Source organism: Enterococcus sp. AZ126 (assembly GCF_051714545.1).
GTDB lineage: Bacteria > Bacillota > Bacilli > Lactobacillales > Enterococcaceae > Enterococcus_L.
Genome location: NZ_JBIOSB010000001.1, coordinates 1,425,884 through 1,450,389, shown reverse-complemented (window position 1 = coordinate 1,450,389; position 24,506 = coordinate 1,425,884). Strand labels below are relative to the sequence as shown.

At 35.9% G+C, this 24,506-nt stretch carries 26 protein-coding genes, 1 tRNA gene, 2 pseudogenes and 1 other annotated feature; of the genes and pseudogenes, 25 read left to right on the top strand and 4 right to left on the bottom strand.

The genetic code is table 11. The annotated features are described in order from the left end of the window. Nucleotides 1-10 precede the first annotated feature (10 nt). From IGI43_RS07000 to IGI43_RS06960, 9 genes are all read left to right on the top strand, one after another. Nucleotides 11-778, top strand: coding sequence for a distal tail protein Dit (locus IGI43_RS07000; protein WP_438757104.1), 768 nt, complete (start codon nucleotides 11-13; stop codon nucleotides 776-778). Continuing rightward, nucleotides 775-3,534, top strand: a complete 2,760-nt coding sequence (locus tag IGI43_RS06995; protein WP_438757103.1) for a phage tail spike protein — start codon at nucleotides 775-777, stop codon at nucleotides 3,532-3,534. Before IGI43_RS07000 ends, IGI43_RS06995 begins: the two co-directional genes overlap by 4 nt. Before the next feature lie 26 nt (nucleotides 3,535-3,560). Further along, nucleotides 3,561-4,436, top strand: coding sequence for a phage baseplate upper protein (locus IGI43_RS06990; RefSeq protein ID WP_438757102.1), 876 nt, complete (start codon nucleotides 3,561-3,563; stop codon nucleotides 4,434-4,436). After that, a complete protein-coding gene (locus tag IGI43_RS06985; protein ID WP_438757101.1) occupies nucleotides 4,436-4,666 on the top strand; it encodes a hypothetical protein in 231 nt (76 codons plus the stop codon). The genes IGI43_RS06990 and IGI43_RS06985 overlap by 1 nt, the downstream gene beginning before the upstream one ends. Continuing rightward, the gene (locus tag IGI43_RS06980; protein WP_438757100.1) at nucleotides 4,663-4,929 is read left to right on the top strand and encodes a collagen-like protein; all 267 of its coding nucleotides are present in this window, start codon (nucleotides 4,663-4,665) and stop codon (nucleotides 4,927-4,929) included. Before IGI43_RS06985 ends, IGI43_RS06980 begins: the two co-directional genes overlap by 4 nt. Further along, nucleotides 4,929-5,432 (top strand): hypothetical protein, encoded by a 504-nt coding sequence (locus IGI43_RS06975; RefSeq protein ID WP_438757099.1) that lies wholly within the window; start codon nucleotides 4,929-4,931, stop codon nucleotides 5,430-5,432. Before IGI43_RS06980 ends, IGI43_RS06975 begins: the two co-directional genes overlap by 1 nt. A 234-nt stretch (nucleotides 5,433-5,666) precedes the next feature. Further along, complete coding sequence (locus tag IGI43_RS06970) at nucleotides 5,667-6,131, top strand: MarR family winged helix-turn-helix transcriptional regulator (protein ID WP_438757098.1); 465 nt, start codon at nucleotides 5,667-5,669, stop codon at nucleotides 6,129-6,131. Further along, nucleotides 6,128-7,864 carry an ABC transporter ATP-binding protein gene (locus tag IGI43_RS06965; RefSeq protein ID WP_438757097.1) on the top strand — a complete coding sequence of 579 codons (1,737 nt, stop codon included), beginning with the start codon at nucleotides 6,128-6,130 and terminating at the stop codon, nucleotides 7,862-7,864. Before IGI43_RS06970 ends, IGI43_RS06965 begins: the two co-directional genes overlap by 4 nt. Continuing rightward, the gene (locus IGI43_RS06960; RefSeq protein WP_438758826.1) at nucleotides 7,857-9,746 is read left to right on the top strand and encodes an ABC transporter ATP-binding protein; all 1,890 of its coding nucleotides are present in this window, start codon (nucleotides 7,857-7,859) and stop codon (nucleotides 9,744-9,746) included. Before IGI43_RS06965 ends, IGI43_RS06960 begins: the two co-directional genes overlap by 8 nt. 59 nt (nucleotides 9,747-9,805) lie before the next feature. On the opposite strand, the gene IGI43_RS06955 is transcribed toward IGI43_RS06960, so the two are convergent. Beyond that, nucleotides 9,806-9,879: transfer RNA gene (locus IGI43_RS06955), tRNA-Arg, on the bottom strand. Between the two features lie 172 nt (nucleotides 9,880-10,051). Then, nucleotides 10,052-10,131, top strand: a sequence feature (ribosomal protein L21 leader region). Nucleotides 10,132-10,150: 19 nt separating this feature from the next. On the opposite strand from IGI43_RS06955, the gene rplU reads away from it, so the two are divergent. From rplU to IGI43_RS06935, 4 genes and pseudogenes are all read left to right on the top strand, one after another. Then, nucleotides 10,151-10,459, top strand: a complete 309-nt coding sequence (rplU, locus tag IGI43_RS06950) for a 50S ribosomal protein L21 (RefSeq protein WP_438757096.1) — start codon at nucleotides 10,151-10,153, stop codon at nucleotides 10,457-10,459. 33 nt (nucleotides 10,460-10,492) lie between these two features. Further along, nucleotides 10,493-10,831, top strand: coding sequence for a ribosomal-processing cysteine protease Prp (locus IGI43_RS06945; protein WP_438757095.1), 339 nt, complete (start codon nucleotides 10,493-10,495; stop codon nucleotides 10,829-10,831). A 16-nt stretch (nucleotides 10,832-10,847) separates the two neighbouring features. Beyond that, entirely contained in the window at nucleotides 10,848-11,135 is a 288-nt protein-coding gene (gene rpmA / locus IGI43_RS06940) for a 50S ribosomal protein L27 (protein ID WP_438758825.1), read from the top strand. Between the two features lie 349 nt (nucleotides 11,136-11,484). Continuing rightward, nucleotides 11,485-11,604 (top strand): annotated as a pseudogene (locus IGI43_RS06935) (DUF3788 family protein); the annotation flags it as partial. Nucleotides 11,605-12,204: 600 nt separating this feature from the next. Here IGI43_RS06935 and IGI43_RS06930 read toward each other — a convergent pair. After that, complete coding sequence (locus IGI43_RS06930) at nucleotides 12,205-12,582, bottom strand: hypothetical protein (protein ID WP_438757094.1); 378 nt, start codon at nucleotides 12,580-12,582, stop codon at nucleotides 12,205-12,207. Between the two features lie 22 nt (nucleotides 12,583-12,604). Then, a complete protein-coding gene (locus IGI43_RS06925; RefSeq protein WP_438757093.1) occupies nucleotides 12,605-13,276 on the bottom strand; it encodes a hypothetical protein in 672 nt (223 codons plus the stop codon). A gap of 325 nt (nucleotides 13,277-13,601) precedes the next feature. On the opposite strand from IGI43_RS06925, the gene IGI43_RS06920 reads away from it, so the two are divergent. The 4 genes and pseudogenes from IGI43_RS06920 (at nucleotide 13,602) to IGI43_RS06905 (ending at nucleotide 16,462) form a co-directional block, all read left to right on the top strand. Further along, nucleotides 13,602-13,886 (top strand): hypothetical protein, encoded by a 285-nt coding sequence (locus IGI43_RS06920; RefSeq protein WP_438757092.1) that lies wholly within the window; start codon nucleotides 13,602-13,604, stop codon nucleotides 13,884-13,886. Nucleotides 13,887-14,149: 263 nt separating this feature from the next. Continuing rightward, nucleotides 14,150-14,887 carry an ABC transporter permease gene (locus IGI43_RS06915; protein WP_438757091.1) on the top strand — a complete coding sequence of 246 codons (738 nt, stop codon included), beginning with the start codon at nucleotides 14,150-14,152 and terminating at the stop codon, nucleotides 14,885-14,887. Nucleotides 14,888-15,414: 527 nt separating this feature from the next. Then, a pseudogene (locus IGI43_RS06910) lies at nucleotides 15,415-15,953 on the top strand (transposase); the annotation flags it as partial. 44 nt (nucleotides 15,954-15,997) lie between these two features. Beyond that, nucleotides 15,998-16,462: a DUF2798 domain-containing protein gene (locus IGI43_RS06905; RefSeq protein WP_438757090.1), complete on the top strand. Its 465-nt coding sequence runs from the start codon at nucleotides 15,998-16,000 to the stop codon at nucleotides 16,460-16,462. A gap of 268 nt (nucleotides 16,463-16,730) precedes the next feature. Here the strand turns inward: IGI43_RS06905 and IGI43_RS06900 are convergent, their stop codons facing one another. Further along, entirely contained in the window at nucleotides 16,731-17,540 is an 810-nt protein-coding gene (locus IGI43_RS06900; protein WP_438757089.1) for a metallophosphoesterase, read from the bottom strand. 172 nt (nucleotides 17,541-17,712) lie between these two features. Here IGI43_RS06900 and IGI43_RS06895 point away from each other — a divergent pair, with 172 nt between their 5' ends. From IGI43_RS06895 to IGI43_RS06860, 8 genes are all read left to right on the top strand, one after another. Then, nucleotides 17,713-18,777, top strand: a complete 1,065-nt coding sequence (locus IGI43_RS06895) for a M24 family metallopeptidase (RefSeq protein WP_438757088.1) — start codon at nucleotides 17,713-17,715, stop codon at nucleotides 18,775-18,777. A 436-nt stretch (nucleotides 18,778-19,213) separates the two neighbouring features. Then, the gene (locus IGI43_RS06890; protein WP_438757087.1) at nucleotides 19,214-19,639 is read left to right on the top strand and encodes an Asp23/Gls24 family envelope stress response protein; all 426 of its coding nucleotides are present in this window, start codon (nucleotides 19,214-19,216) and stop codon (nucleotides 19,637-19,639) included. After that, complete coding sequence (gene nusB / locus IGI43_RS06885) at nucleotides 19,632-20,081, top strand: transcription antitermination factor NusB (protein WP_438757086.1); 450 nt, start codon at nucleotides 19,632-19,634, stop codon at nucleotides 20,079-20,081. The genes IGI43_RS06890 and nusB overlap by 8 nt, the downstream gene beginning before the upstream one ends. A gap of 111 nt (nucleotides 20,082-20,192) precedes the next feature. Continuing rightward, complete coding sequence (locus IGI43_RS06880) at nucleotides 20,193-21,038, top strand: bifunctional methylenetetrahydrofolate dehydrogenase/methenyltetrahydrofolate cyclohydrolase (protein WP_438757085.1); 846 nt, start codon at nucleotides 20,193-20,195, stop codon at nucleotides 21,036-21,038. A gap of 9 nt (nucleotides 21,039-21,047) precedes the next feature. Beyond that, on the top strand, nucleotides 21,048-22,391 hold the full coding sequence (gene xseA, locus IGI43_RS06875; protein WP_438757084.1) for an exodeoxyribonuclease VII large subunit: 1,344 nt from the start codon (nucleotides 21,048-21,050) through the stop codon (nucleotides 22,389-22,391). Between the two features lie 4 nt (nucleotides 22,392-22,395). Beyond that, on the top strand, nucleotides 22,396-22,635 hold the full coding sequence (locus IGI43_RS06870; RefSeq protein ID WP_438757083.1) for an exodeoxyribonuclease VII small subunit: 240 nt from the start codon (nucleotides 22,396-22,398) through the stop codon (nucleotides 22,633-22,635). Continuing rightward, nucleotides 22,635-23,525 (top strand): polyprenyl synthetase family protein, encoded by an 891-nt coding sequence (locus IGI43_RS06865; protein WP_438757082.1) that lies wholly within the window; start codon nucleotides 22,635-22,637, stop codon nucleotides 23,523-23,525. Before IGI43_RS06870 ends, IGI43_RS06865 begins: the two co-directional genes overlap by 1 nt. Nucleotides 23,526-23,538: 13 nt before the next feature. After that, nucleotides 23,539-24,354, top strand: coding sequence for a TlyA family RNA methyltransferase (locus IGI43_RS06860; protein ID WP_438757081.1), 816 nt, complete (start codon nucleotides 23,539-23,541; stop codon nucleotides 24,352-24,354). The last annotated feature ends 152 nt before the right edge of the window (nucleotides 24,355-24,506 follow it).

Below are 24,506 nucleotides of genomic sequence, written 5' to 3'. Positions count from 1 at the left end.
GAGGGAAAAAATGTATTATTTTGAAGACACAACTAAAAAAGTCCACAAAGATGATTTGATTCTTCCTTCTTCAGCCATGATGTATGAGGGTGTTTATCTCGAAAAAATGATCGACGGTTATCGTACTTTAGCGGTAACAGGTAGAGAAATGCTGTCACTTACGGTAGAAACGCAAGAAACCCAGGTTGGAAGTATCAAACTAAATCAAAAATTACCTGCCAGAACGCTGAAAGTAACCTATCAATTGATTGGAAAAGACGCTAAAGATGTTCAGAAAAAATACCATCAATTGATGCGTTTTCTTTATAAAGAGTCTGCGATTGAGATTCGCTTTAAAGACGAATTGGATTATCACTACTATGGACAATATATGACAACAGATGAGGTGCGAGGGGATACCAATAGCATTATTGCAAGCTTTGAAATTCTTTGCACAGATCCGAAAAAATACTCTGCTTTGTTACAAACCGATGAAGCCATTACTACCTATTTACCCTATCAAACGACACCAGAAAAAATCACAGTAACGATTGCCGTTTTTGGTCCTTTAAAGATCACAAATGGCGACCAAACTATTAAAATCACTAGCTACAATTTAAGCGCAGGTGATCAAGTTGTGTTTGATTTTTTAAAAGGAAAAGTTTTTGTAAATGAATTGGATCAAACTTTTTTACTTGATTTGGAAAGTGATTTTGAAAACTTTAGGATTAAAGAAGGTCAATTTGTTCGCTGTAATAATGGTAAAATGATTCTTTCTTATCGGGAGGTACAACTATGAATAAAAGTGTTTATTTCTTTGATGAGCGCCAACATTTACTTCGAATCGTTAAGGAAAACGAGTTAATAGAAGTTGTTCAAGAAAAGGAAATTACTTCAAGTAAAGATGAATTGATGAACGATACTCTAAATGTATCTACTCTATATGATAAAGAGCTAAAACAGGCAGCCTATATGGCTGTGAAAGAAGAATCAACTTCGTATAGCTTGTACAGAATTATTTTAGACAGTGAAGAAGAAAATCTTTTATCCTTTGTTGGAATTAGTTTTGCACCGGATGAGTTAGATTCGTACGTGGTCAAAAATGTCCAAGTGAAAAATGAATCGATCAAAAATACAGTACAAAAACTGTTAGTAGAAACAGAATGGCGTTTAGGGAAAATCGATTCAAACTTACCTTTAATAACAGAAGATTTCAATCTCCTTTCTGTTCGCGATGCTTTAAAAAATATTCAAACTCATGGCTGTGAAATTCTTTTTAAATATAAGATAGATGGTATTGGGATTACAGATAAATGGCTGGAAGTTTACCGTGAAATCGGCGAACAAAGTAAACAACGTTTCACGTACGGTGAAAAAGCATTGAGTATTGTGAAAGAACAGGATCGTAATCAAGTGTATACAAGTTTGATTGGTCGTGGTCGCGGTGAAGATGTGGGCGATGGAAAAGGCAAACGAATCGAATTCACGAATATAGAATGGAAAAAAACAACAGGTAAACCGTTGAATAAACCAAAGGGACAAAACTGGTTGGAATTTCCTGAGATGACCGAGCAATACGGTATTCCACTCAAAAACGGTGGCATGAGAAGACGTGAAAAAGTCATTACGTTTGATGAGGAAGAAGATCCAGCAAAACTCCTACAAAAAACCTATGATTCACTCGTTGAATATTCGCGTCCGCTCGTTCAATTTAAAACTGAAATTTTAGGTGGAGATACCATTGGAAATACTGTCACTATCCATCGATATGACCGAAATTATCACTACCAAACTCGTATTTTTAAAGTGAAAATCGATCGCTTAACAGGAAAAGTCGAGGCTGGTTTAGGAGATAATATTGCGAAAAGTATTTCAAAAGCTACTTCAGATCTCAAAGGAAATGTTGATTCTTTAGACGAAAAAAAGATGACTTTTTATGATTCAGAAGAAATATCTAAGTGGCAAGATGATATTATCCGTGGTGCCAAAGGCGGTTCTATAAAGCTGATGAATGGGATTGAAACTGGTAAATCAGATAGTCGTGAACCTTACCAGATGGTATGGATGAACAAAGGCTCTCTTGAAACGAGTGATCATTTTTTAGTGGCTAATAGTGAAGGTATTGGTTTTATTGATGGAGATTTTAATAAAGGTGAGTATAAAACAGCTTGGACCATTGATGGAAAATTCAATGCTGATTTTATTCAAGCTGGAACGATTAGAGGACGAACAATAGAAGGGTGCGAGTTTAAAACTCTAGATGACACATTTCAAATACAGATTCTAAATGGAAATATTATTTTTAGTGATAAAAAAGTAAATAAACGTTTAGGTTCTATAAGCGCAACAACAAGTAATGGAAAAGTTAATGGATTTGCGGTCATTCAAAAGCCTGGATTTATTTTTTCATTGAACTCTGGGAGTAAAGATATAGAAAATACATCTAACTATGTTATTCAAATACCAAAAGAAAGTACGATGGAAGAACCTAAGCTAAATTCACGAGCGGTATGGAAACATAATGGCGATTTGCATATTACAGGGAAGTTATTTATCAACGGAAAAGAAATAACGGGAAACGGTAGTGGTGGCTCAGGTAGCGGAGGCGGAATCCCTCCAGAACTGACAACAGATCAGGAAAAAAATGCTTGGGGAATTTGGCGATTCTTTAAAAATAAAGGCTGGTCGGAGCAATCTATCGCTGGAATGCTCGGGAATATCCAATCAGAATCAGGGATTATGCCTGATATTGATGAATTGAGTGGCGGAGGTGGCTATGGGCTGACGCAATGGACGCCTAAATCTAAACTTGTTGATTGGTGTAACGAACATGGGTTGGATCATCGAACGCTTGATACTCAATGCCAACGGATTCAATGGGAAATGGAAAACAATCAACAATGGTTTCCAAATTATGAACGTCCAGACTTATCAAATATATTATTTAGAGACTTTACAAAATTGTCAGACGTTAGACTAGCAGCAGAGTATTTTATTGCATTTTATGAGCATCCTAAATACCCTAATCAACCAGTTAGAGCACAGCAAGCTCAATACTGGTATGACAAATTAAGAAACTTAAAGCCAGGATCAACTACAGGCGCTGCTGGTTTAGCTCATTTAGAGACATTATACAAACAGCCTTTAGGCAATGGACAATGTTATGCAGTCCCAGCAGAGTATTCTGGATTTCTAGGTGGCTGTGGTTTAGGCGCAAATACAGGCTATCCCTTAAGCCATGTGATTGGAAATACTGAAGCAGCAGCTGAAATTGGTAGTGGTTACAACTGGTCGGCAGTTGGTTGGAAAGTTATTTTTAATCCAACATACGACCAATTAGTAACAGGTGCAATCATCAACTGGAAACGAGGCGGCAATATTGGCGGCTTCACTGTCGACAGCACATATGGTCACACAGGTGTCATCCGTGGTTTAATCAATGGAGGCTTCCAAACTTATGAGCAAAATATCGGATTAGGACAAGTAGTCGGCAAATATGAGCGATCATGGGTCGGAGCAAGCGAAATCAGTTCAATTGTCATCCCGCCCAAATAAACAATTTTTTAGAAAGGAGTGAGTAAATGTCAATCGTCTATCCAATTTTTTTATCAACAACACAACCAAATGACAATATTCCTTCGATCATGATTCGTCAATTTGACGAAGGAAGCCAAGTTTTGGCTGTAACCGTAACAGAACAAGGAAAACCAAAAGACATTTCAAATTTAACCCCTTTTTTCTGCGTCAAACAAGGCCATCATGTAGGTCTCGGTTTATCTGAACAAAAAGTCACTAAAATCATCGACGCAAAAAAAGGAATATTGGAATACACATTAACCAATTACGATATGCAAAATATTGGAGAAAATACGGCTTACTTTAGTTTTAGAGAACTGCAAAAAGACTTAAGCTGGCGCCAACAATTTTCTACAAGTGATTTTACTTATCAAGTTAAAAAAAGTATCTATGAAGATGGTATTAAAGATAGTAACTATATTTGGACATTTGAAGAAATTTTACGCTATTTTACTGAATGGGTGAAAGCATGTCAGGAGGTCTATGATGACTGGTATGTAGTCGCACAAGAAGAACTGCAGCGGATTATTGCTGAATTCCAAGGATGGATCACAACAAATCAACAGCGCTATGATCAGTGGACAGAAGTTCAAAGAGCAGAGTTTGATAAATGGTTTACTACGATTAAAGGAATTTTAGATGAAAATGTTGCTGGTAATCTTTTGAACTTAATCGAAGAATTAAAATTAGCGCATTTCACTTTAAAAAGTGGTGAAACCGGAATTCTTAGAACGCTTCGAGATGATAAATTTAGCTTGAATCATGGGGTGACTAAATTAGGAAGCATTACGCATAAAAAAGAAGCTTCAGCCTTAGTGATAGCTGAAATCGATAGTGAAAAACAAAATACTTTCTTCATAAGAAAGGTAGGTTCAGTCTAATGCCGAATGAAGTAGAAGTCAAAAAAGTCATGGAAACCGATGAATCAGGTGTACAACGTCAAGTGTTTCCAGAAACCCATGTTAGCGCAGTTCTTGGTTTAGATAAAATCGAAACAATAGGAACAGGCGTAACATCGATCAATGGAAAAACAGGAGACATCACCTTAACAGCGAAGGATTTAGGTGTTCAAGGTACAGGCATAACAATAGATAAGGTGGGATCAGTATGACAGATATCGTTGAATTGAAAAATGATGGAGCGCTTATTTATCCGAAAACCCATGTGAATGCTGTGGAAGGAATCACAACAATCAAGGGTGAAAAAGGAGAAACAGGTGCAACTGGAGCCACAGGACCACAAGGCCCAGCCGGGACAAATGCCACAACAACTGCTGTTGCAACACAAACAGTCAATGGATTGATGAGTGCAGTAGATAAGAAGAAATTAGATACATTACCAACAATAACATTTAATAAGGTGGGATCAGTATAATGGCAGATATCGTACAATTAGAAGAAAAAGGAACAATTTTATATCCTAAAACCCATGTGAGTGCGGTGGAGGATTTATCAGCTTTTTTAAATAGTAATACAAAAATAGCTACAGTCTATTTTACCCAAAGTGAAGAGGTTGATAATAAACACGGTGTGGTGAATATCCCACTGAAGTTAACGAAAGAGAATGTATCAGGATTTTATAAATTTGATGGGACAAATATTATAGAAATAAATGAAACAGGTTTGTATGAAATTAACGGTAGATTATCAATCATAGATTGCACTGCTGGTACATGGACAACGATGTCTTTAGCTATTGAAAATAATGGAAGCTTAGTAAATCCTCTCACTGAGAGTAGAAATACACCCAATGGAGAATCCGGTATAAGCGGTATTTTTGAATTAAAAGCCGGAGCAACGCTACGAATAATAAAAAATGGAAGCAGTAGCAATGGTACAGTATTGAAAAGTTCGGTTATGCTCAAGAAAATTAATTAGTTACATGCTAATAAAGTAAATAGATAAATAATCCAGATAACAACTGATTTTACTGTTATCTGGATTATTTAATTTGTTACAAATTAAATAAAGTAGTGAGAGATGTTTTTAGTGGAAGATTGATCTTGATCGGCTATAAAGTGGTTAAAAACATTTTGGCTGAACACACTTGACCATATCAATATTTTTTTATAATATAGTTAGGAACCGAACTATTTAACAAGGAGGTAAATCATGGACAGAAAAATCGGCTTAAAAATCAGAATATTAGCCAATGAACTCAATCGAAAGGCAGCAGAAATTCTAAAAGAAGACGACGGCGAAGCCTCTTCAAGCATCCAAATGCGCATTCTGAATTTCATTCACCGCCGTAATAGTCAACAAGTTCCAGTCTATCAAAAAGACATCGAACAAGAATTTGACATTCGACGTTCCACTGCAACAGGCGTGCTACAAACAATGGAGAAACGTTTATTTATCGAACGAAGCAGTTGCAAAGAAGACAACCGTTTCAAAACAATTATTCTGACTGAACTAGGAAAACAAAAAGTTAAAGAAAACATCGTAAAGTTACATAAGTTCGATGAATTACTGGTACAAGGGATTCCAGAAGAAGAACTCGTAATCTTCTTTAAATTAATGGACAAACTATCTGAGAACAGCAAAAAAATAAATAAGGAAGGTGAACGGATTACATGATAAAAAAGCTGATCGCCAACATAGGTATTTATAAAAAAGAAAGTATCATTACGCCAATCTATGTAACTGGAGAAGTGATTTTAGATATCATTATTCCTTTAGTAATGGCAATGATGATCGATAACGGAATTGAAAAAGGGGATACAAAAGCTATTTTGATGTATGGGGCGATTTTATTTATTTGTGCAATCATTGCTTTATTTTTTGGTGCGATGTCAGGTCGGTATGCCGCTGTTGCATCAGCTGGTTTTGCTAAAAATTTACGCGATCAATTATTTGTTCGCATCCAAGGCTTTTCTTTTTCAAACATCGATCGTTTTTCTACCTCAAGTTTGATTACACGATTGACTACTGATGTGACCAATGTTCAAAATGCTTATCAAATGATTATTCGGCTTTTAGTTCGTAGTCCATTGGTCATGATTTTTTCATTAGCTATGGCGTACAGTATCAATAAAGATTTATCATTGATTTACTTAGGTGTTGTGCCATTTTTGATGATTGGTCTAGCGACTGTTATTTATTTTGCTCACCCCAATTTCAATAAAGTTTTTCGGATTTATGACAAATTAAATAACGTTGTTCAAGAAAATTTACAAGGGATTCGTGTTGTTAAATCTTATGTGAGAGAAAAACATGAGGATGAAAAATTCAAAACAGTTTCTAAAGATATTTATAAAACATTTTCAAAAGCGCAAAGTATCGTTGCATTTAATAACCCTATTTTGCAGTTTGCTATATACACGTGTATGTTATTGATCTCATGGTTAGGAGCAAAGTTTGTAGTAGGTGGTACTTTGACCACAGGTGAACTAGTTAGTATGTTTACGTATACGATGCAGATTTTGATGAGTTTAAATATGTTATCAATGGTTTTTGTCATAGTGTTAATCGCACGAACATCTGCTGAACGTATCACAGAAGTTTTATCAGAAGAAAGTGATTTAAAAAACAATAAAGACCCACTTTATGACATTCCAGATGGTTCTGTTCGCTTTAAAGATGTCTGTTTCAGCTATGCTAACGATCTTGAAAAATTAGCGTTGATGCAGGCGAATATGGAAATCAAATCAGGAGAAGTGATCGGTATCGTTGGTGGAACAGGTAGTTCTAAATCTACATTAGTCCAGTTGATTCCAAGATTATATGATGTTACACAAGGATCAGTCGAAGTTGGTGGACACGATGTACGAGAGTATGATCTAAAATCATTGCGTGACCAAGTCAGCATGGTTTTACAAAATAATGTATTATTTACAGGAACAATCAAAGAAAATCTGCGTTGGGGAAATGAAGAGGCCACAGAAGAAGATTTGATCAGAGTATGTAAAATTGCGCAGGCGGATAGTTTTATCGAAGAATTTCCTGATAAATATGACACAATGATTTCTCAAGGTGGAAATAACGTCTCAGGGGGTCAAAAACAACGTTTATGTATTGCTCGCGCCTTATTGAAAAAACCAAAAATTCTGATTTTGGATGATTCTACAAGTGCTGTTGATACGAAAACAGATAGCCTGATAAGAGAAGGGATGAGACAAGAAATCCCAGGGACTACAACCTTTATTATCGGGCAACGAGTGTCTTCTGTTCAAGATTCTGATCGCATTATTGTGATGGATAAAGGTTTGATTGACGCTATCGGAACCCATGATGAGTTGTTAGCCAATAATCTGATTTATCAAGAAGTGTATGAATCTCAACAGAAAGGATTTGGTGAAGAAGATGCGTGATGAACAAACAAAAGGGATTCGCAATAGTCAAGATCCTTTGAAAACGTTGAAACGACTGTTTTCATATATGTTTAAAAATTATAAATTCCAGCTTATATTAGTACTATTTCTCATCTTATTAAGTACTTTTGCCAATGTCCGCGGCTCATTATTCTTGCAAGTGGTGATTGATGATTACATTACACCGCTGCTTGGCCAAAGTAATCCTAATTTTTCTGGATTGTTAAAGGCAATCACAACAATGGCGCTGATTTATGGTGTTGGGATCATTGCAAATTTAGGCTATAACCTAATGATGGTTCGTATCGGTGAGGGAACACAAAAAACAATTCGAGATGAAATGTTTACTCATCTTGAAACATTGCCCATTCGCTATTTTGATTCAAATTCTGACGGAGATATTATGAGTCATTTTACGAATGATACGGATACATTACGCCAGATGATTTCACAAAGCATTCCTAATTTAGTAGCAGCAGTTGTTAGTTTTGTTAGTGTATTTATTGCTATGTTTACAATCAGCATTCCATTGACACTAGTCGTGATGGTCTCTGTTTCCATAATGATCGTGACGATTCGGATGATCGCTGGGCGCAGTAGTCGTCATTTTGGGAAACAACAACGGGATTTAGGGCGTGTAAATGGGTTTGTTGAAGAAATAATGCATGGACAAAAAGTGGTGAAAATATTTAATCACGAACCGCAAACGATAAAACAATTCAAAATGATCAATGAAGAATTGCGTCAAAGTGCTACTCAGGCTAATAAATATGCAAATAGCTTAATGCCGATCATGATGAATTTGTTAAACATTCAATATGTACTTTTAGCGGTAGTAGGAGGAATTTTTTCAGTGTATGGTGTATCGGGTCTAACGATTGGGATGATCGCCTCTTTTCTTCAATTAAGCCGTTCATTGAATATGCCTATCAGCCAAGTTTCTCAACAAATCAATTTCGTGATCATGGCTTTGGCTGGTGCAGATCGTATTTTTACTTTGATCGATGAAAAATCGGAAGTTGATGATGGTTATGTGACGTTAGTTCATGTGAATCGTGAGTCAGGTCGTCTTGTTGAAAGTGATGTTAGAACAGGCTTATGGGCATGGAAACATCCACATAAAGATGGTACAGTGACGTATACAGAATTAACTGGAGATGTACGCTTTGAAGAAGTATCCTTTGGTTATACTAATCAAAATCGAGTCTTAAAAGATATTAATCTTTATGCAAAACCAGGGCAAAAAGTTGCCTTTGTTGGAGCGACTGGAGCAGGAAAAACGACGATTACCAACTTGATCAATCGTTTTTATGATATTCAAGAAGGAAAAATCCGTTATGATGGGATCAATGTGAAAAAGATCAAAAAAAGTTCTTTAAGAAAATCATTAGGGATTGTTTTGCAGGACACTCATTTATTTACAGGAACGATTCGTGAAAATATTCGCTATGGGAAATTGAATGCATCAGATGATGATGTGATCAAAGCGGCTCAATTAGCAAATGCAGAGGATTTTATCAATCATTTACCCAATAAATATGATACAGTGATCACGGGTGATGGTGAAGGTTTATCTCAAGGGCAACGGCAGCTACTATCAATTGCAAGAGCCGCAATTGCTGATCCGCCAGTGATGATCTTGGACGAAGCAACATCCAGTATCGATACGAGAACGGAAAAACATGTACAAGCTGGGATGGATCGTTTAATGAAAGGTAGAACGGTATTTGTTATCGCACATCGATTGTCAACCATTCAAAATTCAGATGCAATCATGGTGATGGATCATGGGCGTATCATAGAACGCGGCAGTCATGAAGAATTGCTAGAAGGAAAAGGAATTTACCATCAATTATATACAGGAAAAGTAGAACTTTCATAAGAAAAAAACACCAATCACATTAAATGATTGGTGTTTTTCAGTATAAACGATTAAAATAATACGCCAAGAGAGATTCGAACTCCCGACCGCTCGCTTAGAAGGCGAGTGCTCTATCCAGCTGAGCTATTGGCGCAAAATAATAACGCAACAGAATTTATTATAATGAACATAGAAAACAAAGTCAATCATAAATTAGAAATAACAACAATTTTTTTTCAGGAAGTGGTTTATATGCAAGAAAGGCTAAGTTTTTATTGACTCTCATTTCGTATTTTGGTACAATATTAATGTTGTAATTGTGGGCTCCACAGCTACAACCGCACAGAACAAGTTTTTGTAAGTACAACAACCGTTGTCACTTGGGATGGCGAGTCTAAGTCTAGAAGAAGGAGGTGCTGTATAGCATGTACGCAATTATCAAAACTGGTGGTAAACAAGTAAAAGTTGAGGTAGGTCAAGCAATTTACGTTGAAAAATTAGACGTAGAAGCTGGCGAAAAAGTTGTTTTTGACGAAGTTATCTTGGTGGGTGGCGAATCTACGAAAGTAGGAGCTCCAACTGTCTCAGGTGCAACTGTCGAAGGAACTGTAGAAAAACACGGCAAACAAAAGAAAGTCGTGACTTTCAAATACAAACCTAAAAAACACACTCACCGCAAACAAGGTCACCGTCAACCATATACAAAAGTTGTAATCAACGCAATCAACGCATAATTCTTTTAAGTTGCATAGGAAAGAGGCCTATCAATGATTAAAAGTTCTTTTAAACGAAATGGCTCAGGCCAGATCGTTTCTTTTGAAATAAGTGGTCATGCTTACTCAGCTGAACCAGGTCAGGATATTGTTTGTGCTGCAGTATCTGTTCTAGCTTTTAGTACATATAATGGCATTGAAGCCTTAGCGGGATTTACGCCAATTATAGATATGAATGAAGTGGAACAAGGATATATGTATGTTGAAACGATTTCTGATGTTACTCAAGAACAAGCAAACATTGCTCAGATATTATTAGAGAATCTTTTATTAGGTCTCCAATCTGTTGAGGCAGAAAACAGTGAATTTGTTCGAGTAACGACAATTAATTAGAAAATAGGAGGTGCAGATAATGCTAAAAATGAATTTACAGTTTTTCGCCCATAAAAAAGGTGGAGGTTCTACTTCCAATGGTCGTGATTCAGAATCTAAACGCCTAGGTGCTAAAAGTGCTGATGGCCAAACAGTAACTGGTGGATCAATTTTATACCGTCAACGCGGAACTAAAATTTACCCAGGAGCTAACGTAGGTATTGGTGGCGACGATACTTTATTTGCTAAAGTAGACGGCGTAGTGCGTTTTGAACGTAAAGGCCGTGACAAAAAACAAGTGTCTGTTTATCCAGTAGCTCAATAATAATTGAACCGATCGGCTCTATCCCTTGTATAGTAAGGGGTAGAGCTTTTTTATATTAGATAGACAAACGCTTGAATGCTATCTACTAAAAATTAGCGAATTTATCTAGCTTTTCTGCAGTAGCATTTTTTTGTTTGTCGCTAAGATGAGTAGATATTGAGTTAGTCATTTCTGGGCTTGCGTGTCATAATCGTTTTTGTGCTTCTTTCATTCAAATAAATATTGCCCTGGTTGAGTACAGAGAAAACAGACAAAGATTTATTAATAGATGCTTAGCTGGAAATTTAAAGATATCACACCAACGTGGTTACCTTCATTCTTCTCTTTTGTTACTTTGAGGTTGGGATAGAAGTGTTTAGCTTCGAGAAATAAGAGGAAACTCACGAAAATTGCTCTTCAAATTTTTGTGAATTTCAACTTATTTCCGAAGGAGTTGCTTCTGCTCCCACCGTTTATTCGGATTTATTAAGGCTAATATTTTAGGTTTAAGTGACATCATTAACTTTATAATTACATTTACATTAATTATAATTGGAGTTTTAATTGCTTTGTTCGGAATAATTGTAACTATATCTGATGCTGACGTTATGATAGAAATCAGGAATAGAAAAGGTGAATAAACCTTGTTTAAATATCGTGTAGAAACATTGATTAGTAACTTTATTTTGTTGCTCTTATCAATCGTGTTTCAAAGGTTAATCAATTACAAAGAACAAATTCAGTTAGTTACATTTGTAAAACTATTTTCATATTTATGGTTTGGCTTAGTAATTTTTGTATTGGTATCATCACTAAGAACTATTTATTAGCTTTTGATGATATCATTCAATCAAAAGAATAATACAGTACGACCAGAGAAAAAAAATTAAGTGAAGCGAAAATTAAAAGTCTAAAAAAAAGAAATAGATAGTATTTGTAAAATAACTATATCGACCTTAACCGCTATAAACTAAAAAGAACGCACCTACCAATACGTTCAACAGAATCGTAATACCGCTACTCTAATGGGCGGTTTTTCGTGCAAAGAAAATAGCCCTCCTTTGTTTGGAGGACTTTTTCATTTTTCAGACTAGTTTGTGTATTCTGCAATAGCTTTTCGTACTTCGCCTAAAGTAGTAGCGTTGGGGTCAGTATCGCTGTTAAGGATAACGCCATTTTCCTCGTCTTCCATTTCCCCTTTAAGAAAACCACCATCAACAGCAAGTATTGTGTCAGAGTCATCAAATTCGTCTTCTGATTCCCAAAACTCAGGGTCTTGTTTTGCACGTTTGACAGCTTGCAAAATTGTTGGATTCATTTTAACTTCATCTTGCTTATTATTTTTCTCGTGCATAGAAGAATGTTCAAAATTATTAGCAACTACAGGTTTATCAAGCATAACAGAAGTTCCTAATACTGTTGCAATACTTGAAGCTAAAAATGCTGCAATCAAAATTTTACTTTTCATTAAAACCACCTCCTTGTCAATCTTAAAAATTACTTACTCTAAACCAAGTGTTTGGAATCGGATTGTAGGTGTAGTAAGTTGTTAAGCCTTCTATGTAAGAATATCCTCCAGGGTATATTACTTGACCATAGTAATTTCCATTTTTACCGTATTTATAAGTGTTTCTAGCTGCGAGTATGCCACCTACGACACCAGAATCTCTAAATGTTTCCCATCTTAAAAAGGCACCAGTACCTGATTCAGGATAATAAAAACGTTCAGCAAATCTCCATCCGCGAGCACTAAAAGCAGCTGAGCTATAAGAAGCCCTATTTTTTAATTTGATAGAATAACCTGGTGGGGTAGCAGATCTAGCAAGATTTATTGATTGCTTAGGAAGCTCCTTTTTTTCCACGCTAGAAGGATTTTCTTTATAATCATCTACTGTAACTGCTTTAGGATCTAGCTCGCTATTCACTAAGACTTTGTCATTTGGATCTAATAAATTATTAATTTCAACTTCACCGTGTACTATAGCACCATCTTCCATAACAACTATTAAATCAGAATTTCCTAGTCCAGATACAGCATTATCTTTATCAGAATTTGTAGGATTAACCCCAGTTGGCTGGAATTCTGCTGCATAAGCAACATTTACTAACCCGTTACTACCGACAAAACCAATAACAAACAACGAAAAAATCAACTTTTTCATAAAAATACACCTCTATTTAAATTATTTTGTAATGTAAATGTCTTGTATAATTAACTATACGGTGTTTTGGAATCGTTGTCAAATGGAATTTTTTTCACATAACTTTGAAACGACGACCTAACGAAACGCTAGGGAATGAAAAGAGGACTCGTTGAGAGTCACGATTCGTTACTTTAGGACCGCAACGATATTTTTGTCCAAATTACTGATAGTAACTTACTTATTAGTAAATTTGATAAGACATAGTAAGGTAGTTCAGTTTTTAATTATTATATAGCTATTTATTCTTACCATTGGTATGATTAGATAAAAAGGAGAGATGAAGTTGATTCCAATAAGAGTATTTTTTGATAATATGACAAAGTTCAATGGATGGAGTGGGCCAGAAACAATTACTGGAGTAATAGTATCTTTAGTCAATATTATAGTAACAATAGTGTGTAATAAGAAGAAAGTTGATGCTGATTTGAAAGCTAAAGCTAGGATTGAATGGATTCAGAGTGTAAAAGAAATAACTGCTAATTCTATAGCTTCTATAATGGATTTAATAGAAATGGAAAGAACTATCCTACGATATGAAAGAGAAGAAATATTAGAACATGCTAATTAGTACATGATGAAATCTGACGAAGAATTTAAATGCTTGGAAAATAAAGACAATAGAAATAGCATGTTAGTATTAAGAGAGGTGAATAAATGCTTAAAAATGGAGTATAACTATTACGATAAAGCATCTGTATCTAAAAAAATTAATAATAATATAGCTATGACCTAGGTTAAAGAGATAAGTAGCTGTCTTGTTAAGCAAAATAGGACAAATTCTTATGATATATGGGATTATGCTCATAGTTTTTTTCATTTCAGCCGATTTTTATGAGAATTAATAGTTACATTACCGCAGGAAAGCAGATTGCTAAGGCTGCGGATGGTAATGAAGCTGAATTTTATAAAGGCTTAGAGGAATATGCAAAAGGACATCTTGGTGTAGAGTATAAGACATTAACAAGTAATGATGAAAAGACGGTGGAAAGAGCAGTTACGTCTTTGGGCTATTTGAGATTTGGAATGGTATTCTCAACTATATTAATTATGGAGGATAAAGTTTCAGGTGTTTTTGAAAGAGTGCTTATTTCTCCTTTAAAAACATCGTCTTACCTGTTCCAACATGTTTTTAGTTACTTTATTGTGGCATTTATCCAGATTTATTCGTTGCTTGCAATTGTGCCAAGAATAATAAATATTGAATATGGATCAACATCGGCTGAGAGGTATCAGATACTGCTTGTATGCTGTGCTTTCGCACTGGTTTGTATCTCGATTGGTGTTACGATCAGCCGATTTTCAAAGAATGCATTAATGGCAGGCACAATTGCGTCATTGATCAATCTTCCAATGCTGATGCTTGGTGGTTGCTTGTGGCCACTTGAGATTATGCCAGAAGCAGTCCAAAAAATTGGAAATTTTATGCCGACAACATGGTTTTTGAAGGCTGGAGAAGCTGTTCTCTATGGTAGAGGTATTTCGGCCGCTTCAAGTGAAATTATGTATATGATTCTCTTCTCCGTGATCTTACTGGTAATTAATTTTTTGGTAAAAACAGCTAAAGACTGAGATTAATTTGAATTGTAAATTCGAAGAGATGTGGCTTAACTAAAAGTTACATTAGTTTAAAAATCAAATTAGAGATACTAATGATTTATCGCGCAGATTTACAATAAATAAAATAATAGCGAACAAATTATAAGTGACTTACTTTTAGATCAGTCCCATTTTTAATTGTGTACTTGGCATGGATGATAGACTTGGTGGTGAACGTCCACCACAGGATTGGCAGTAGAAACTGTTAGTCAACAGCAAGAGTGTCCTCAGTGACGGGAAATCTGAAGGAAGATCGCTTCAAATAATTGCACTGATGAATAGAAACTTCATAAAATGTTGGATAGAATGGATAAGCTCGCAAAACAAAGTAAAGTCTACTGCTGTCAGATCTTTTGTAGTAAATAGAGCAGTGACATGAGTAAAAGGACTGCATTCTTACCCATCGAGGTCTCACTAGCGAAAATTTCCGTAGTAACAACGAATAGTGAGAAGCCGACAGAGGTCATAGTAGAAGCAATTCGAAGGACTGAACAATACGTCGTAGAAAAGATAAAGGAGGATTTGTCTGAGATTTCAAAGTCTATGAATGTGAGGACTGTCGGGAATGTACTATTCGGAGTCAATACACGAAAGCCAAGAGCAATCAAAAGCGTCAAATTCAAGTGAACAATTCCTGGCATTACTCCAAAGTAGAATGTAAAAAGAAGCTTTTAGAGGAAAAAATAGGTTCGATTTACCGAAAACGGAAAATCAATGTCGAACCAGTATTTGGCCATCTAAAGGCTCAATTAACGTTCTATCGTCTCCATTTACGTGGGAAAAAAGGAGCGAAGATTGACGTTAGCTTGGCACTCATGGCACTAAATTAAAAAAAATTAGGGAACTATATGGAGAAGAAGACACGGAAAGAAGAAAAAGTAAGTTTGATTTTGACAATAATCATCAAAATTGAACTTTTTTTCTTTTTTTGAAGGACTATTGTCCCGGACTCTCTTTTAAACCATCAGATACATATTTTGTCCTAAATAATGCCATTAGAAAAGGATTAAAAATATTTTACTTACGAAAAATTTTTTAATATGGTAGCATAAACTCTGTTATTAAAAAAGAGGAGTGTATTGCATGCCACAAAATAAAAAAGAAGGAATATTTTTCACAACGATTGTCTGTTTTTCTATGGTTATTTCAATGAGCGCTTATAATCTTTTACTACATGGCCAATTTTCATTGAGTAATTTATTAATTGGATTAGTCCCAGGATTTATTGTAGCGTTTATATTTGATATTTTGATCGTCTCATCACCAGCCAAGAAGCTTGCTTTTGCTTTACCTATCAATAAAGAGAAAAAAATCAATATGATCATTGCTGTTTCCAGCTGTATGGTTTTAGGAATGGTCTTTTTTATGTCAATGTACGGTGTTTTCATGCAATTTGGTTTTACAGATAATTTTTTGAATTATTACATTGAAGCTTTTACTAAAAATCTGATTCTGGCATTGCCACTTCAATTATTACTTGTAGGTCCGATTTGTCGAATGATTCTAAGTATGAGCCGACAAAAAAGTTGGTTAAAGGAAACTAACTAAAAAATAATTAACAAATCAAAACGAGTGAATGCTTTGAACTCACTCGTTTTTTGTATTTATTTGATAACTATCGATTCAAAAAAAGGGCCATCATTAAAAAAAGATAAAAAGTTGGTATAATCAATAGAATCTTGACTATTAGGACCGAGATTGGTTACGTTTGAAACTTAGACAGCTAGGATACATATGGATAAAAAGCGAAGAATATCAATGTTTGAGTAGCCTTAAAGAATCCGAATAAACGATGGGAACAAAAGCAATCTCTACTTTAAACATACAGATCAAAAACAGCGATTTCTGGTGGTACTCCAAAACGTGCTGGAATTTTTGTTGTACCTAATCCTGTATTGACATACAACGTTGTGTCGTTTTCTAAATGATAAAAACCTTCAAAATATTTTTCTGCCATCACATTCTTGATCCTAAAAAAGGGAAGCTTTACTTGGCCTCCGTGACTGTGACCAGACAGTATTAGCTGAATATTTTGATTGAGTACATCATCTGCTTTATCTGGTTCATGGCTTAATAAAATAGTATAGTCACTTTGTCTGTTAGCCAATGTATCCTCAATTGATGAATTCCCTAAAACAGAGTCATCCAAACCACCTATGTAGATCGATTTTTCATTAGAGAGTGGAATAGTAACACTGCTGTTTTCAAGTAAGTGAAAGTCTGATGCATCTAAAACCTCAGGATAAATATGAGCTGCTCCGCCGCCGTAGTCATGATTCCCCCAGACAGCATATTTTCCTAATGGCGCTTTTAAACGCTTAAGTGCTGTAATAACTTCTTCAACTGGCCCGTATGTTGCGTAGTTATCAAATAAATCACCTGTAAATAAGATAATATCAGGGTTTTCGTTATTGACTTTTGTAACGATTTTTTCTAATTGTGCAACTGGGTATTTTTTCTGAATATGAATGTCTGAAAGTTGTACAACTTTGACCGCCTTTTGTCCGTCATTGCTGCCAACTGTGTAGCGGTGTGTGATGATCATTTTTGGCTCTATAAAAAAGGCATAAAGGGGCATGCCGATAATAGCGAATAGAAATAAGTAGACAAAATATCGTTTTTTCATAGTTGACCTCTCTTTCAAAGCTTACTATAACGAAAAGAAATTAAAAAATGGTAAAATAAATCTAGTAGTATAAAAACTTTAGAATAAATTAGAGGTTACTGCTCTTCGGTGTTTTTCAAAATCATTATTTGATATAATAGGAAAGAACTTATTAGGAAAGAAGGATGAAACAATGATAGCAAGAGTCAATAAATTAAGAGCATTAATGAAAAAAAATGATCTTTCGAGTTTTCTTATCACAAGTCCATATAATTTGCGTTATCTAACAAATTTTACTGGAACAACAGGATTGGCAGTGATTACGTTAGACAAAGCTTTTTTTGTCACTGATTTTCGCTATACAGAACAAGCAGCAGAACAAGCTCAAGACTTTGAAATTATTCAAAATTCTGGGCCGATTTACGATGAAGTTGTAGCGATTGCAGAAAAAGAACAATTGGCGAATATCGCGTTTGAAGAAGCGGCTATGAGCTTTGCGGAATATAGTCTTTTGGAAGAAATCACACCATGTGATCTAATACCAGTAGCAGGTCTGATTGAAGAATTGCGTGAAGTCAAAGACGAAGAAGAAATTGCAATCATTGAAAAAGCCTGCAGTATCGCTGATCTTGGATTCAAGCATATTCTGACAGTCATTAAACCTGGTATGACAGAAATTGAAATTGCCAATCAATTAGATTTTTATATGCGTTCTTTAGGCGCTTCAGGTGTATCTTTTGAAACAATCGTAGCAAGTGGTGTGCGCTCTGCAATGCCGCATGGTGTTGCTAGTGAAAAAGTCATTGAAAAAGGTGATTTGATCACGTTGGATTTTGGCTGTTATTATCAAGGATATGTTTCTGATATGACTCGAACATTTGCAATCGGCGAACCAGATAGTAAACTGAAAGAGATTTATCAAATCGTTTTAGAAGCGCAATTAAAAGTACTAGATGAAGCAAGACCAGGACTGACTGGGATTCAATTGGATGGGATTGCTCGTGATCATATTGCATCTTACGGATATGGTGAGGCATTTGGACATAGTACGGGTCATGGAATTGGCTTAGAAATTCATGAAGGTCCGAATGTTTCGTTCAGAGCAGATAAACAATTTGTAGCTGGAAATGTGATCACGGATGAACCAGGGATTTATCTTGCAGGTCTTGGTGGTGTTAGAATAGAAGATGATTTATTGATTACGAACGAAGGAAATCGAGTTTTAACACATTCGCCCAAAGAATTGATCATATTATAAGAATATTTGTGAAAATAATGAAAAAAATGGTGTGTATCCTAGTTGCAGACTAATTTCTAGGATTAAACTACTTTTGACTCATTTTCTCATAGATTTTTTGGTAGCGAAACGAACGGATTAATGATAAACTAAGGTGGAATGTAAACATAGATAGAGAAATGAGTTGGGAATTCAGTAATTATAAAAGTTTCCAGTCTATAACTATCTAGTTACACAGCTAGCTCCTTGGTGAAAGAGGAAACTGAATGAGATAACAAGAGGTCAGTCAGTTTTTCTGATCGAACAAGAGGAGTTTGCGCTTATGTTTGTATTATCTAGCTTCGTGGACTAGCTTTTCGGAAAAAAGATAAAATATGAATGAGGTAAAAAAACTCAGTCCTATTTTCGTACCAGAGCTGAACGAGTCCGCTACGCTTTTATTATAAGGAGGATTAAAATGACTGAAGAAAAAAATCTAGTAATCAATACTAAAGATTCTTTAGGTGAGATTGTTATCGCACCAGAAGTGATTGAAGTCATTATTGGTATTGCAGCATCTAAAATAGATGGTGTGTACGGCATGCGTGGAACATTTGCCAATAATGTAACAGAATTTCTTGGTCGTGCAGCTCACGGTAAGGGAGTTTATTTAAGAGCGGAAGAAGAAGGTCTTAAAGTTGATATTTATTGTTACTTAAATTACGGTATTTCAGTACCTAAAGTAGCCTTAGATATGCAAGATCGTGTGAAACAGCAAGTGCTGTTTATGACAGATATCGATTTAGTGGAAGTCAATATTCATGTGGTAGCAGTAGTGCCTGAGAAGCTGCCTGAACCAGATTTTGATGAATTATTCCCGGAAGATGAGGGAGAAAATGAGTAAGCCAAGTTTCACTCGTCATGAGATCCGTGAAAAAGCGCTTCAAGCGTTATTTCCTTTAGACTTTAATGTTGATTTAACAAAACAAGATGCGATTTCATACGCATTGGAATTAGATAATCAAGAAATCATTAGTGATGATGGAGAAGAATTTGTCCCGACATACTTAGATTTATTGGTTGGTGGTGTTTGTGACCGAAAAGCAGAACTAGATGAGATCATAAAAAAACATTTAGGAAATAACTGGTCAATTACACGTATTGCTAAAATGGATTTGATCATTTTACGTATGGCTATTTTCGAAATGCTTTATGTTGGGGATGTTCCTAACACAGTTGCTTTGGATGAAGCAATAGAACTTGCAAAAAAATATAGTGATGACCGTTCAAGAAAGTTCGTCAACGGTGTTTTAGCGAATGTGATGAAAGAGATTGATTCAAAGTAGAGATACTTTGAATCTTTTTTCATTTTAGAAAATATAAAAAATCATAGAGTTTTAAGACTAGCCAAATTATGCTAAAATGAAAGAATATAGACAAAACGAGGAGTGAGCTTAATGGGAGAGATAATCAACGGCCGCGAATTAGCAGATAAAATGCAGGCACAAATCAAAGAAGAAGTGCAAGAACTTGAAAAAAAAGGCATGCGTCCAGGTTTAGTTGTTTTATTAGTTGGCGAAAATCAAGCCAGTCAAACGTATGTAAAGAATAAAGACATCGCAGCAGCCAAAATCGGCATTCATTCAAAAATTGAACGTCTTCCTGAGACTATTTCAGAAATAGATCTCCTTGACGTGATCGACCAATACAACAAAGACCCAGAATACCATGGAATACTAGTTCAGTTACCATTGCCAAAGCACATTGATGAAGAAAAAGTATTATTAGCCGTCGATCCTAAAAAAGATGTCGATGGTTTTCATCCAATGAATATGGGGCATCTGTTTATTGGTGAACCGACGATGATTCCTTGTACGCCATACGGCATCATGAAAATGTTTGAAGCGTATGACATTGATTTAGAAGGCAAACGAGCAGTGGTGATCGGCCGAAGTAATATTGTTGGGAAGCCAATGGCACAACTTATGATGATGAAAAATGCTACGGTTACAATCGCTCACTCAAGAACTGTTGATTTACCCTCTGTTGCTCGGGAGGCGGATATTTTAGTTGTTGCGATAGGCCGTGGGCACTTTGTGACGAAAGACTTTGTTAAACCTGGTGCCGTCGTCATCGATGTTGGTATGAATCGAGATGCGCATGGAAAGTTGATCGGCGATGTAAAATTCGATGAAGTCGCTCCTCTTGCAAGTTATATCACGCCAGTGCCAAAAGGTGTTGGGCCGATGACGATCACGATGTTGATGTATCAAACAGTAGAAGCTTGTAAAAAACAAAAGTAAGGTGAGAAGATGGAACAGCAATATTTAACAGTTACAGCTTTAACAAAATATTTAAAACGTAAATTTGATGCTGATCCATATTTGGAACGGGTTTATTTGACTGGTGAAATTTCCAACTTTCGTTTACGTCCAAATGCTCACCAGTACTTTAGTTTAAAAGACGATGGTGCGAAGATTTCAGCAATAATGTTCAAATCTGCTTTTCAAAAACTGAAGTTTCAACCAAAAGAAGGAATGAAAGTCCTTTTAGTTGGTCGAGTTTCATTATATGAAAGTGGTGGTTCCTATCAAATTTATGTCGAGCATATGGAGCCGGATGGTGTGGGCGCTTTATATCAAGCGTTGGCAGAGTTACGTGAGAAATTAGGAAAAGAAGGATTATTTGAAGGACCTAAAAAAAATCTGCCTAGATACCCTAAACGAATTGCCGTTGTAACAAGTCCGAGCGGGGCTGTTATCCGCGATATTATTACGACAGTAAAACGCAGATATCCGATTGCACAACTCGTTTTATTTCCTACGTTAGTGCAAGGAGATCAGGCGGCAGATGATATTGTTCGTAATATTCAACGCATCGAAGAATTAGGGAACTTTGATACAATGATTATTGGTCGTGGTGGTGGTTCGATCGAGGACTTGTGGCCGTTTAATGAAGAACGAGTAGCCAGAGCGATTTATCAGGCAAATACACCAGTTATTTCTTCAGTGGGTCACGAGACAGATATAACGATTTCCGATATGGTAGCTGATGTGAGAGCGGCAACACCAACTGCAGCAGCAGAACTGGCCGTTCCAGTATTGAATGAAGAATTACTAAAAATCAAAGATCGGCAAACGCGCTTAGAGCAAAGTTTTCTTTATCAATTACAGCAAAAAAATGAACGGTATCAACGGTTGAAAAATTCATATGTATTCAAGCAACCAGACCGTTTGTATGAAGGACAAACCATTAAATTAGACCGAATCACGCAACGCTTGATGCAATCGATGGAAACTGTTTATCATCAAAAACAACGAACAGCACAAGAAATTATTGCTCAATTTAAACAACAAACACCAATCGGACAAATCAGAGAAAGTCAGCAGCAACTAACGTTTTTGAACAAATCACTTCATGATAGAATGGGACAATACATGAAAGATAAAGAAAAACAATTTACTTCTGCTGTCCAACAGCTGGATTTGTTGAGCCCATTAAAAATCATGGGTCGAGGCTATAGTTATACGACGAAAAAACAACAAGTCATCAAGTCTGTCAATGAACTACAACCAAAAGAAAAAATTCAAATCCATTATGTGGATGGTGTGGTAGATACGGTGATTGAAAAAATAACGTCCACTGAAAAGGAGTAACAAAATGGCTAAAGAAAAAGCAGTCGAAAAAACATTTGAAGAATCACTAATTGAATTAGAAGAGATCGTTCAACGGTTAGAGCGTGGAGATGTTCCTTTAGAAGAAGCCTTAGCTGTGTTTCAACAAGGGATGGTCTTAAGTAAACAGTGCCAAGATACATTGGAAAAAGCTGAAAAAACTCTGACAAAAGTTATGACAGAAACTAACGAAGAAGTGACTTTTGAAGAAAGCGAGGACAATTGATGGAAGATTTCACTGAATTTCGTAAGTTGAGTTTACCGCTTATTGAAAAAGAAATGGAAAATTTTATCAATGAATACACTGCAAATGAGAAATTAAAAGAAGCGATGTTGTATTCAATTCATGCAGGAGGAAAAAGGTTTCGTCCACTTTTAGTTTTAGCTACGATTCGTTCATTTAATAAAGAAGTGGAAGTACATGATTATCAAGTCGGGGCTGCTTTAGAAATGGTTCATACCTATTCATTGATCCATGATGATTTACCAGCGATGGACGATGATGATTTGCGCCGTGGTAAACCAACGAATCACAAAGTCTTTGGTGAAGCGTATGCGATTTTAGCAGGTGATGGATTACTCACAGCTGCTTTTCAATTGATCGCAATCAGTCAACTTGAGTCAAATCAAAAAATATTGTTGATCCAACTGTTAAGTAAAGCTGCTGGTACACAGGGGATGGTGGCTGGACAGGCTGGCGATTTGCAAGGTGAAAAACGAGCATTGTCACTATCTGAATTAGCGAATGTTCATGAAAAGAAAACAGGGGATTTAATCGAATTTGCTCTGTTAGCTGGTGGTATTTTAGCCAATCAGCCAAAAGAAGTTGTTGACTTATTAGGTGTTTTTGCGCAACATTTAGGTTTAGCTTTTCAGATCAAAGATGACTTGTTGGATGCAACAAGCTCAGAAGAAGAGTTGGGTAAGCAAGTTGGCCGAGATGAAGCGCTAAACAAAAGTACTTATCCGATCTTACTTGGATTAGATGGAGCTAAAAAGGCGCTGGAGGAACAATTAGCAATAGGAAATGATACATTAGAGAAAATAAAACAAACAAGCTCAGAATTTCAATCAGAATTATTACATGAATTGTTAGAACAATTGCGTTTAGGCTAGAAAGAAGGCATTTATGAAGAAAGAGCGCGTAGATATTTTAGCGTTTACTCAAGGATTATTTGAAACAAGAGAAAAGGCCAAACGTGCAGTAATGGCAGGACTCGTTTATAACGATAAAAATGAACGATTAGATAAACCCGGTGAGAAAATTTTGATTGAAACGCCTTTACAAGTAAAAGGTCAAACCTTACGATACGTTTCTCGCGGTGGTTTAAAACTTGAAAAAGCGTTAGACGTATTTGAATTAGATGTGACAGATAAAACCATGTTGGACATTGGTTCATCTACTGGCGGATTTACCGATGTAGCGTTGCAAAATGGCGCTCGTTTGAGCTATGCGCTAGATGTTGGTTATAATCAACTCGCATGGAAAATCCGTCAAGACGAACGAGTAGTTGTCATGGAACGAACGAATTTCCGCTACAGCACACCAGAAGATTTTCAAGCAGGAACTCCAGATATCGCAACGATCGATGTATCCTTTATCTCTCTAAAATTGATTTTACCTCCACTGCACAACATCTTGAAACCAGGTGGTAAAGTCATTGCGTTGATCAAGCCTCAATTTGAAGCGGGTAAGGAGTTGGTTGGCAAAAAAGGTATTGTCCGTGAACCTGAAACCCATAAAATGGTTTTAAATGATATTCTTTCATTTGCACAAGAAAATGGATATTCAGTCAGCGGATTGGATTATTCACCCATCACTGGTGGAGAAGGAAATATCGAATTTTTGGCCTATTTAACTTCTGAAAAGACATTAGAGCCTAAAGAGCTATCGGCGGAGATCACGGCTGTTGTTGAAGCGGCTCATAAAAAGTTAAAAGGCTAGTGACTAAACACAGATAGATCGATTTTTTTGTCAAATACAAGACTTGATTCATAAGACTGAGATAAAGCGTTAGACGTTTTGTTTCAGCCTTATTTTTTATGCTTTCAAAATGAATAAAAATACGCTATGATAAAATGGAAATGAAAGGCTAA